At 62.8% G+C, this 11164-nt stretch carries 9 protein-coding genes and 1 pseudogene; 2 read left to right on the top strand and 8 right to left on the bottom strand.

The window, feature by feature from the left end; translation table 11 throughout:
* A partial coding sequence (locus AC1DJT_RS28260) for a hypothetical protein (protein ID WP_476835332.1) occupies positions 1-597 on the top strand: 597 nt, incomplete at its 5' end.
* 58 nt (positions 598-655) lie between these two features.
* Here the strand turns inward: AC1DJT_RS28260 and AC1DJT_RS28255 are convergent.
* A complete protein-coding gene (locus tag AC1DJT_RS28255; RefSeq protein ID WP_476770882.1) occupies positions 656-940 on the bottom strand; it encodes a hypothetical protein in 285 nt (94 codons plus the stop codon).
* 1042 nt (positions 941-1982) lie between these two features.
* Complete coding sequence (locus tag AC1DJT_RS28250) at positions 1983-2342, bottom strand: hypothetical protein (protein WP_476770881.1); 360 nt, start codon at positions 2340-2342, stop codon at positions 1983-1985.
* A gap of 335 nt (positions 2343-2677) precedes the next feature.
* Between AC1DJT_RS28250 and AC1DJT_RS28245 the strand changes: the two are divergent.
* Positions 2678-3738 (top strand): annotated as a pseudogene (locus AC1DJT_RS28245) (IS630 family transposase).
* Here AC1DJT_RS28245 and AC1DJT_RS28240 read toward each other — a convergent pair.
* The 6 genes from AC1DJT_RS28240 to AC1DJT_RS28215 form a co-directional block, all read right to left on the bottom strand.
* On the bottom strand, positions 3735-4838 hold the full coding sequence (locus AC1DJT_RS28240; RefSeq protein ID WP_441508807.1) for an NAD(P)/FAD-dependent oxidoreductase: 1104 nt from the start codon (positions 4836-4838) through the stop codon (positions 3735-3737). The pseudogene AC1DJT_RS28245 and the gene AC1DJT_RS28240 overlap by 4 nt on opposite strands.
* A gap of 46 nt (positions 4839-4884) precedes the next feature.
* Positions 4885-5973 carry an NAD/NADP octopine/nopaline dehydrogenase family protein gene (locus tag AC1DJT_RS28235; protein ID WP_476835331.1) on the bottom strand — a complete coding sequence of 363 codons (1089 nt, stop codon included), beginning with the start codon at positions 5971-5973 and terminating at the stop codon, positions 4885-4887.
* A gap of 76 nt (positions 5974-6049) precedes the next feature.
* A complete protein-coding gene (locus AC1DJT_RS28230) occupies positions 6050-7792 on the bottom strand; it encodes an ABC transporter substrate-binding protein (RefSeq protein WP_476835330.1) in 1743 nt (580 codons plus the stop codon).
* Between the two features lie 57 nt (positions 7793-7849).
* Entirely contained in the window at positions 7850-8962 is a 1113-nt protein-coding gene (locus AC1DJT_RS28225; protein ID WP_476835329.1) for an NAD(P)/FAD-dependent oxidoreductase, read from the bottom strand.
* Positions 8963-8989: 27 nt separating this feature from the next.
* Entirely contained in the window at positions 8990-10012 is a 1023-nt protein-coding gene (locus tag AC1DJT_RS28220) for an ABC transporter ATP-binding protein (protein ID WP_476835328.1), read from the bottom strand.
* The gene (locus AC1DJT_RS28215) at positions 10005-11087 is read right to left on the bottom strand and encodes an ABC transporter ATP-binding protein (protein ID WP_476769560.1); all 1083 of its coding nucleotides are present in this window, start codon (positions 11085-11087) and stop codon (positions 10005-10007) included. Before AC1DJT_RS28215 ends, AC1DJT_RS28220 begins: the two co-directional genes overlap by 8 nt.
* Between the last annotated feature and the right edge of the window lie 77 nt (positions 11088-11164).

Raw genomic sequence — 11164 nt, 5'->3', positions numbered from 1 at the left:
ATCTTCAACGGCGTTGATTTTCCCGCGAAGGATTTTGATCGGTATCTGCGGGATCACAAGGGCGCCAAGAGGTTCTACGCGTCGTTGAAGATTCATGTCGACCCCGTGATCGATCGCGAGCGGATGCGCGTTCTTGTCTGGCCGTCGATCGAGCGACGTCTGGATTTTGTCGAGCAAACCCATGATCGGTTTGCGCGGGGAAAGATTGACCTCGACACGGCGATGGTTCGCGTGGCGAACTTCGATTTCCTCGAGCTCGATACCATTCGGTACGGAGCGCATAATGTTTATCGTGAGATTGTCGATGYCATGCGCTGGTTCGAGGGTTTCTCGCGATTGGATATCGCGGAATGGTCGGGGCATAATCCCTCAAAGGTGCCGTCGTGCCGGTCGATTTATGGCTTTCCGGATTGGACGTTTCCGGAGCGTCTTCATGACGAGATCGGCAACGGGAATATGCTCTTGGAGGAGGTCGATGCGGAGTATGTGATTCCGAGCATGAAGGAGTTGGTCGACTTCGCTTCGATCGACACGGAGGTCATGATTGCGAACCTTCGGGATCGCACCGACGTCGATTACGCGGATATCGAACTCTAAGGGGTTTCGCAGATCGCGCATGAAAAAGGGCGGMTGCCGTGAGGCGAGCCGCCCTTCCCTATTTGCTGGTAGCCCAGAGGCTGCCGTCCCGCTCGATGAGGCGTTTGTGCACGCGCTCGGTGAGGACCTTATATCCGTGGTCCCAGTTCGCGATGGCGTACTGATTGCGGCGCACGATCATCTCGTAGAGGTCTATTTCGGTTCGATAGCTGTGGGGCGGCGTCCTGGTGCAGATGTGATCCGCCAGACGCTCGAGGTCTCTGTCGACCTTGGTCCGCTTTTTGGTCCAGGCCGGATTGGGCTTGCCGAAGGCTTTCGGGTCGAACGCGGTCTGGCCTATCATGGCGAACGTCCATTTTCTGGGGTTTCAACCCTCTTGGGTTCGCCCAAATTTCGATGTTGATCGAAGTGCGAGATCGGATTGATCGACCTCGCATTGGGCTGCTCCAGAACGGACGTCAGCGTTTACTCTCCAATCTCGTCCCGGAAATGGTCGAGGAGGTCCCGTCCGAGTAACGGAGTTCCATCTGTCGTTGCAAAATTGATCAAAACGTAGCCAGCGCCAATTACGCTCGCCTGATAGACAAAGACAAGCTTATGGGGTGGCGATCCATAAAGACCGCGCCTGACGCAAACAATCCACATTTGCTTGCCCGGAACGGTATCCGTGACGTGGCAGTCATTCTTTGATCTATCATACGAACTCAGCCAGTCTCGTACCTTACCGGCGGGCTTGGCATCGCCTTCTGAATTGTGAATTGAAAGCGGTGTCCCGGCAAAGCTCAGTATCGGATGGTTCTTCCACGGCGTTCCACGAGAAAATGGGTCACGTTCGCTAGCTTGTGCCGGAATTAGGAGCACAGCGGCCATGCCTAAACCAAGAACTGCACGCCTCATCTGCCCGTCCACTTAATCACGATTTTCAGAGCAATACGGCAATTTGATTCGCTTGGTTCCGTCAACTGATGTGGGCTGAAACGATCTTCTGGACGCTCTGCATCTGGGGTTCTCCGATATGGACTTGCTGAAAAACGGAAGGATGGGCTTGTGCGAAGCGCGCGGCTGGATTGCTGCGGCTATCGCCGGTTTTGTGTGATGCCGAGGCTGCGGCGCATGGCCCGGGATGTTTCGGGGATCCCGTATGGAAGCATTGCCTGCTTAGTGGGCCCCTTTTGCTTCGCCTTGGCTTCGGCCTTGGCGAGGCGGCGTTTCGACGCCCGGGTTGATCCGTCGTCTGGGGCAACCGCAGCGACACGCTCGGCTGCTGCTGTTGGCGGTGCGGCTGCGAGCCCATGCGCCATAAGGCCGAGCGCTGCTATCCCGATGCGCGAAATCATTCTCGCTCCAATTCCGTGAGGTGTTGGGATGGTGCTGGATGGGATGCGTCAGCAGATCTCGAGGAAGAGCATCCGCTCAGTCACGGCGCTGTTCTCGATCGACTTGATGTCGGCCAGCGCCTCGGTCAGATGAAGGAAGGTGCTCTGGCTGACCTGGACGCCGTTCGCCATTTGGATCGCGTCTGCGAGGTCGAGGTTCGTGAAGCACTCGAACGGAATCTCGACACCGCCACCTTCGCCGTCATGCTCGACCAGGTTGAGAAGGTTGCGCACTTCGGGGTGTTTGGCGCTCAGCGCGTCGTAGACGGCGTGGCGCTGATCGGTGCACTCATTGGTCAGCGCCATGGAGCGGATGCGGCGCTTGCCGTTATTCCGGGCGACGATCGAGAGCGAGAGGCCGTATGCCATCGTTGTCATCCTTCTTGGGATTTCGAAGAAAATCGATTTCGATTCCCAATGCTGGAATGATGGCCTCTCCCCTCCCCTTGGGTTTGATCGCACCGCTCAAAAAGAACCCGCCATTCTGGCGGGTCGAGATGGGGAGGGTCTCTCCTCTAAGGGAGCACGATACTCAATGGGTGTCGTTCCTACCACACGTTGCGTCAGGAACTGGTCACTTGGCTCGGTTAGCGACGGGTTTTGATCGCGTCAATTTTGCGATCGGTCCGAACCTAGTGGTCTCTGCCTGACGGAAGAGTCCTGCTTGGGATTCCCCTCGGTCGGCGCGTATGCGAGTCTGGCGCATGCGCACCGGGGTTTCGATCACCATCACGCCGTCTGATCGCCACCGCCTTGAGGCGGTGGCCAAGGACCGCAACGCCGCCCAGAAGCATGCGTGGCGGGCGCTGATCGTGCTGCTGAGCGCGGACGGCATCGGCACCAACGAGATCATGCGCCGGACCGGCAAATCGAAGACCTGCGTCTGGCGTTGGCAGGAACGGGTGGGCTCTTGCGCGATAAGACCCGGCCCTCCCGGGTCAAGCCGCTCGGACCCGCGGTGGCGGAGCGCGTGGTGGCTCTGACGCTGACCGACCCGCCGGTCGAGGCGACGCACTGGACGGCGGATATGATGGCCAAGGCGGCCGGCATCAGCGCCAGCGCGGTGCGGCGCATCTGGAAGGCGCACGGGCTGCAGCCGCATCGCTGTCGGCAGTTCAAGTTGTCCAACGATCCGAACTTCGTGCCGAAGCTGCGCGACGTGGTCGGCCTCTACGTCGATCCGCCAGCCCACGCCATCGTGCTGTCCGTCGACGAGAAGAGCCAGATCCAGGCGCTCGACCGCACGCAGCCGGGCCTGCCGCTGAAGAAGGGCCGGCTCGGCACCATGACCCACGACTACAAGCGCCACGGCACCACGACCCTGTTCGCCGCGTTGAACGTCCTCGACGGCACCGTCATCGGCCGCAACATGCAGCGCCATCGCCACCAGGAGTTCATCCGCTTCCTCAACGCCATCGAGGCCGAGGTGCCGGCCGGCAAGAGCGTCCACGTGATCCTCGACAACTACGCCGCCCATAAGCACCCGAAGGTCCGCGCATGGCTCAACCGGCACGAAAGGTTCGTCTTCCACTTCACGCCGACCTCATGCTCCTGGCTCAATGCGGTCGAGGGCTTCTTCGCCAAGCTCACCCGACGACGGCTGAAGCGCGGCGTCTTCCGCTCGATCGTCGACCTCCAGGCCGCCATCAATCGCTTCCTGGCCGAGACCAACGCCGATCCCAAGCCCTTCTCCTGGACCGCTGACCCCGACAAAATCATCGCTGCCGTCAGGCGTGGGCACCAAGCGTTAGATTCCATCCACTAGCGAAAGAACCGGGCCGGCCGGAACTGGGCGAGTTCGGGGCGCGGTTTGCCGCTCATTATCTCGTCTGCCGCCATCGCCCCGAGCGCAGGCGAAAGCGTCGCGCCGCTATGGGTGACCATCACATAGTAGCCTTCGAGGTTCGGTACGGGGCCCATGGCGGAGAGGCCGTCCTTGGGAATCGGACGCTGGGTGACGCGGCTCGCTTCCGGTTTCACCGGCGCGATTCCGGGCAGGATCCGTGTCAGGCGCGCGACGAGATCCGCCGCCTGGTCGAGGCCAGGACGGTTCGTGATTTCGGGGGTAACCAAGGCATCGGCCGGCCCCCAGTGCACCATAAGCCTGCCGGCGCCATCCGGCCTAAAATCGCAAACAGGTGTGGCCACGACACGCTGGATCGATGCGGGAACCGGGGGCGTGAAGACCAGAAAGCCGACAGTCGGCGCCAGCGGCACATTCGGGGCCGTTCCGGCAATCGTGTCGTTCGACCAGCGCCCGGTGCAGTTGACCACGAGATCGGCCATCAGGGTGTCCCCCGCCTCGGTGTGCACACCCTTGACCTTGCCGCCCTGCACAAGCAGCCCGGTAACCTTCGTTTGGGTATGCAACTGCGCGCCCTTGCGGCGTGCAGCGGTCATCATCGCATGGGAGTAGACGACAGGATCGAGCCATCCGTCCTCCGGATACCAGGCGACCGGGGCATCGCCCACCGCGGCAGGATCGATATCGGGCTCGAGTTCAAGCAGCTGCTGGCGATCGATCCATTCGACGCCATAATCCCATTCCTGGAGGCGAGCCACCTTGGCGCGGTGTTCGTCTCGCCCCTCCTCGTCGCGCCATTCGACACGGCCGCCGGCATGCCACCACGGCGTCGCACCGAACTCGTCCTTCAGCGCCGCATGCGCCCGCATGCCCGCGACATTCAGATCGTGATAGGGGCGCGGCGCCTTATTGCTGGAATTCGTCCAGGCGAAGCTGATGCCGGAGGTGCCACCGCCGACGCGCGTGGCCTCCAGCACGGTGACCTTCGCGCCCGCGAGCGCAAGACGATAGGCCACCGACGTCCCCAGGACGCCGGCACCGACAACGATGATCTCAGGCATAACCGTATTTCCGATCGAATAAGGGGCGATTGGGATGGCGCCGGAACTACTTCGCCTGCGACGCGGACCAGCCGTCACGAACCAGCGTCTTGAGTTCGGCCAGCGACATGGTCTCGAGCCCGATATCGTCGAGCAGGTCGTTCTCGCTCGCGAAATCGCGGCCATAAAGTGCCGAGAAGACGTCGATGCCAGCCTGGTGCAGCGTGGCGGGCCGATCGGTCAATTTGCCGAGCAGCACGGTCGGATGCAGGCCGAAGGGCGCATCCTCCAGCACATAGCGCGTGTCGATGCTGTCGGGGCCGTTGCCGCCATTGCCGCGTGCGGCAAGCTGGCGGGCCATCTCGCCGACCGGTCCGGGCTCGACATGGAAGGAGAGGTTATAGTGCTMTCGAATGGTGCGCACCTTGTAGCCGGCCGCCTCGGCGATCGCGAGGCGTTCAGCATCGAGCGCTTCGAGCAGGCGGCCGACAGAGTCGGTATTGTTTTCGTTCTGGCCCCAGGTTTCGCCGTGCTCCATGCGCGTGAAATTGCATAGTGCGATGCCGAGATGGTTTTGCGGATTGAGGTTGGAGAGAGAAATCGCCAGTGCGTCGGAGCGCTCGACGAAGCGGTCGCCGAACAGTTCCTGACAGACTTGCAGCCCGCGTGCGCCAGCCGAGGCAGGGATGGTCGCGATATCGACCTTGGAACGGATCGTCGAGACGTTCACGCTCGCGTCCCCGGTGCGGCGCCCTGCCGTCACAGTGGTTCCCCAGACAACGACAGGGATATCGAGCCCGCGCTCCGCGATCTTTTTGGCGATATAGAGGCCGCTGAACGAGGTGTGCGAGCTGATGATGACAATCTGACCGCTGGCAAGGTGGGGAGCGGCGGCATCCATCGCCATGCGATGGCCATTGGCCGGCAAGGCCAGCAGGACGGCGTCAGCGCCGGCGATCGCATCACCCGCGTTGGTCGCCATCGTGACCTTGAACGAACCGTCGAGCGAGCCAGTCGCCGCTAGTGGCTTGCCCGCGACGATGCTTTGCCCGGTTTTGCCTGAGGGCGACCACAGCACAGGCTCATGGCCGAGGGAGGCGAGCAGCGCAGCATTGCCATAGGCTATCGAGCCCGCACCGAGTATTGCGACACGCATCGTTTGTTTCCTTGGGAGTACTAGAGGCTTCTGGAGCGCCGGGCCGACGAGCCCGGCGCTGACGACGGCATTGAATTCAGTATTTGTAGCCGGCCTTTTCCATATATTGCTTGGCCAGGTTCATGTCGTAGGCGATCGGCTTGAGCAGATCGTGGTCATAATCTTCGGAGGTGAAGGGAATTGGCACCGTGCCGGGCTTGCCGAAACCGGCAACAACGTTCTTGATGATCTGCTCGCGCGGGATCATGTGGCTCATGGCCTTGCGGACATAGGCCGCAGCTTCCGCCGCACGGCTGGGATCCTGCTTGCCGAGCGGGGTTTCCACGCCCGTTCCGAAGACCGGGTGGTTCATGTTCAAGCAGGTCTGCATCCACTTATAGGAATCGAAGCGATTGACGGTGCCCCATGACGGATCGATCGTCTCGAGCAGCCCGCCGACGTCGTACATCGGATCATGCGCATCGATGGAGCCGGCCTTGATCGCGCTCAGAACAGCGTCRGCGCCCTGGATATTGACCACGTAGAAKGTTTTCACATTGCCTTCGGTCTTCTTCCAGTAGCTATCGTTCTTGATGTATTTGTAAGCCTTGCGGGCCGGATCGAAACCCTGCGGAATCCAGGGCCCCGTGCCGATACCGCCTTTGGCCTYGAAGGTCTTGCCGTCGGAGGTCTTGACCGGGAAGGTGCCGAGCCAGGTGCTGATGACATGGCCACGCAGCTCCTCGGGCTTGAGGCCCTGATAGGCGTGTTTCGGCATGATCGCGATGACGGGCAGGACGAAATCGCGAAACATCACGTTCGGCTCCCGCAAGGTCACGGTGATCTCGTGGGTGCCGCTTACCTTGTAGGCATCCTTGCTGCCCAGGACGGTCTCGAGGGGCGACTGGAAGAYGCTGGCATAGGTCTTGTCGATCACCGTATCCCAGGTGAACTTGACATCTTCGGCAGTGAACTCCTCGCCGCTATGCCATTTCACGCCCTTGCGAAGGGTGAATACCCAGGTCCTGCCGTCGTCGGAGGTCTTCACTGACTCCGCCAGCGCCGGGACGAGCTTCTTGTTCGCCCAGCTGTCGTATTCGAACAGCGCGTTGTAGACGGGGCCGAAGATATTGGCCTCGTTGTAGCCGCTGCCATACATCGGGATGAGCTGGCTCGGCGGCTGCCAGGACGCGAAAGTGGCCGTGACGTCGCCAGTGGCGCCCTCGATCGTCCAGTTCTCGGGGCGCGGATAGAAGACCGGGTTGTAGGTCGTCGATTCCATGCCCTTCAGCTTCGGATTCGTGATGATCACCTCTTCCGGATAGAAGACGACATGGAGCGGCTCGATCTCGTACCAGCGCTTCATGAAGGCGGTGATCGCCGCCTTGCGGTCGGCCGGCGTGACGGAGCGCGAGTATTTCTCGATCGCCTCGTCGATCTGCTTGTCGGCGATGCGATAGTAATTCTGCCCGTTCGGCGGAAAATTCTTGCTGTGGAAGAGCGTCTCGGGCAGCGGCACCAGCCCACTGTAGTAAATCCGCTCGGAATACATGTCCCAGCCGCCATCGACATGCGTCTTGCCGCTGTCATTGGCGCGCCGCGCGATCACGACCGAAGGCGGCTGGTAGCTCGACACGATATCGATGCCGAGGCGGGCGAACTGCTTTCCGATCAGGTCCGTCCAGATCATGCGCGACTGGAGGTTGTTGAAGATCATCAGGTAGAGCTTGAAGAAGGGCGGCTTGGCCAGCGCCCCCTCCGGTATCCCACCGGCCGCGAGCGCGGCCGCTCCGGCTCCGGACCATTTCAGCACATCGCGTCGCGTCGATTTCCTGGACATCGATTTTCCCCTTGTTTCTTGGTGGTGCGAAATGAACAGGCCGAGAGCGTCCGGCACTCAGGCCTGGAAGCGCGAAGGACGAAACTGCGCCAGTTCCGGACGCTCCCTGCCCCGCAGGACCTCGTCGGCGACGGCCTGGCCGAGGAAGGGAGACAGCGTCACGCCGCTGTGGGTCACGACGACGTAGTAGCCGTCGACGCCGCGGGCCGGTCCGACGGTGGAGAGCCCATCGGCGGGGATCGGTCTGACGGTCGTGCGCACCGCTTCGGCCTCGACGCCTGCCAAGCCGGGCAGAAGCTCGGTTGCGCTTGCGAGCGCGATCTTCGCCTCCTCGCAATCCGGCAGACGGCTTTCCAATTCGGCGAAACGGTCGTCGAGCGAGTCCTTGCGGATCATCATGCGGCCTGCCCCGTCCGGACGGACATCGACGTCGGGCGCATGGAAGGGCCGGCGCAGATCGACACCGACCGGAGGCGTGAAGACGAGGAAGCCCACGGTCGGAGCGAGCGGGACATTCGGCGCCGTCTCGCTCACCGTATCGTTGGACCAGCGCCCGGTGCAGTTGATGACGAGGTCGGCTGCGTGGACAGCGCCCGTATCATCCCGAGCGCCGACGACACGACCATTGCGGGTCTCTACCCCGGTCACCTTCACGCCGGTCTTCAGCGCCGCTCCATAGCGCTGACGGGCAGCGCGCAGCATGGCTCCGGCGTACTGGACAGGGTCCACCCACCCTTCTTCAGGGCAGAATACGATCTGAGCCTTGTCCGAAACTGCGCCGATTGCCAGCTCCGGCTCAAGCGCCTGCAGCCGCTTCTTGTCGATAAACTCCGCCGCATAGCCCCACTCGCGCAGCCGCTCGACCTTCTTCGCCTGAGCGGCGATCTCCGCCGGATCGACGCGCCACTCCAGGCTACCGCTCTGATGGAACCAGGGTGTCGAGCCGAACTCATCCTTCAACGCGGCATGCGCGCGCATGCCTGCGACGTTCAGGTCGTGATAGGGGCGCGGCGTCTTGTTGTTCGCATTCGTCCAGGCGAAGCTCACTCCGGATGTTCCGGCGCYGACGCGAGAGGCTTCGAGGACCGTGACCTTCGCACCGCCCTGGGCGACGCGGTAGGCGATGGAGCTGCCGACAATTCCGGCTCCGACGACGATAACATTCATCATGGCGTTTCCTATGGTCTCTCCCCGCTCTCAGCGCGGGTTGTGGCAAGCGAAGGCGTGGGTGCCGTCCGGTGCGGACAGCGGCGGAATCTGTTGGGAACAGACAGGCAGTGCGGCGGGGCAGCGGGTGTGAAAGACACAGCCGGACGGTCGCCGGACAACACTGGGGACTTCGCCCTGGATCGCCTGGCGCTGTGCCTGGTTTGAGGGATCAGGCACGGGAATCGCCGAGATCAGGGCAGCGGTGTAGTGATGGCGCGGCCGTGCGAAAATCTCGTCGACCTCACCGATCTCGACGAGATTGCCGAGATACATCACCGCAATGCGGTTGCTCAGAAAGCGCACGGAACTCAGGTCGTGCGAGATGTAGAGATAGGAGAGTCCCAGGTCTTCCTGCAGGTCCGCCAGCAGATTCAGGACCTGCGCCCGCACCGAGACGTCGAGCGAGGAGACGGGCTCGTCGCAGATCAGCAGTCGCGGCTCGACCGCCAGAGCGCGCGCGATCCCAATGCGCTGGCGCTGCCCGCCGGAGAATTCGTGGGGATAGCGATCGGCATAGTCCGGCGGCAGCCCGACCCGCTCCAGCAGACCTTCCACCGTCGCGTCCCAGTCCTCCTTCGGGGCATKACCATGGACGCGCAGCGGCTCGGTCAGGATCTGCCTGACGCTCCAGCGCGGATTGAGTGAAAGATAGGGATCCTGGAAGACGTATTGCATCTGACGGCGCAGCGCGAGCACGTCCGGCCGCCGATCCTGAGTGAACGTCGCCCGGATATCCGTGTCGCCGAGGCGGATCGCACCGGCAGTCGGTTCGACGAGGTGCAGGATCGCGCGGGCCGCCGTCGTCTTGCCGCAGCCGCTTTCGCCGACGATGCTCAGCGTCTCCCCGGCCGCCACGCTGAAGCTGATGTCGTTGACCGCGCGGATTTCCCCGGTGACCTTCTGGCGGAAGAGCCCGCGGCGGCGCAACGGGTAGCTCTTCACCAGCCCGTCAACGGTCAGCAGGGGCTGTGGCACGCTGCGTGGGCGGACATTCGGGGTCGGCTCAATCATGGCTGGCCACTCCGGCGCTGCCGCGCTTCAGGCAATGAACGACACGGCCTGGCTCGATCGCTGCGGCCTGGGGCACCAGCCGGGAGCATTCCGGCGCGGCTTCGGGACAGCGCCCGGCGAAGCGGCAACCGCCACCGAGTGATTGTCCGGGCGCGACGGCGCGCCCGACCGTGGGCAAGCGCTCGCGACGCCCCTCACCATCGACTGCGTAGCGCCGGTCGATGCGCGGCGTGCTTGCCAGAAGGGCCTGCGTGTAGGGGTGCGAGGGCCGTGCGAAGATGGCGTGCTTGTCGCCCGTCTCGCAGACCTGGCCCGCATACATGACGGTGATCCGATCGGCGATGCGAGCCACGACGCCCATGTCGTGCGTGACGAAGATCATCGACATGCCGAACCGCGCCTTCAGGTCTTCGAAGAGATCGAGGATCTGGGCCTGGATCGTGACGTCGAGCGCCGTCGTCGGCTCATCCGCGAGCACGAGCGCCGGGTTGCAGAGCAGAGCACGGGCGATGCAGACACGCTGCTTCATGCCGCCGCTCATCTCATGCGGATACTGCGACAGGCGCGAGCCGGGGTCGGTGATGCCGACGAGGCGAAACAACTCCTCCACCCGCTGCAGAGCAACGCTGCGCGGCATCTTCTCGTGAACCTTCAGGATCTCGCCGAGCTGCGCGCCGACCGTCATCAGCGGGTTCAGGGAATAGCCGGGGTTTTGGAAGACCATGGCGAGCCTGCGCCCGCGCAGTTTCTGCATCTCGCCCTGCGACTTCGCGGCGAGGTTCTCGCCATCGAACATGATGCGGCCGCCGGTGATCCGTGCGGGAGGCGGCAGAAGGTTCAGAATCGCGAGACTCGACAGGGTCTTGCCGCTGCCGGATTCTCCGACGATGCCCATCGTCTCGCCGGCGCGGACCTGAAAGCTGACATCCTCAATGATGCGAACGGGCGCATTCCAGGGTGGAAACTGAATCCGCAGGTTCTCGACGCGGACGAGGTCATGGACAGGCGGCGTCAGCACGCTGCTATCGTCGATCGAAATGGCGGCGACTGGCTTTGGGGTGGCGAGGCTCGACATCTCAGCGCTTCGCCCGTGGGTTGAAGGCATCGGTCAGGCCGTCCGCCAGAAGGTTGAAGCCGAGCACCGTGATGAAG

The organism is Allobosea sp. 05T422_2 (assembly GCF_056396265.1).
Note: the sequence above shows the minus strand (reverse complement) of the source record. Positions and strands in the feature narration are given on the sequence as shown.

What these genes read in the sequence shown, in the direction of transcription:
- AC1DJT_RS28250 (WP_476770881.1), bottom strand. Translation starts at nt 2,342, where the DNA reads ATGGCATACGGCCTCTCGCTCTCGATCGTCGCCCGGAATAACGGCAAG.
- AC1DJT_RS28255 (WP_476770882.1), bottom strand. Translation starts at nt 940, where the DNA reads ATGATAGGCCAGACCGCGTTCGACCCGAAAGCCTTCGGCAAGCCCAAT.
- AC1DJT_RS28240 (WP_441508807.1), bottom strand. Translation starts at nt 4,838, where the DNA reads ATGCCTGAGATCATCGTTGTCGGTGCCGGCGTCCTGGGGACGTCGGTG.
- AC1DJT_RS28215 (WP_476769560.1), bottom strand. Translation starts at nt 11,087, where the DNA reads ATGTCGAGCCTCGCCACCCCAAAGCCAGTCGCCGCCATTTCGATCGAC.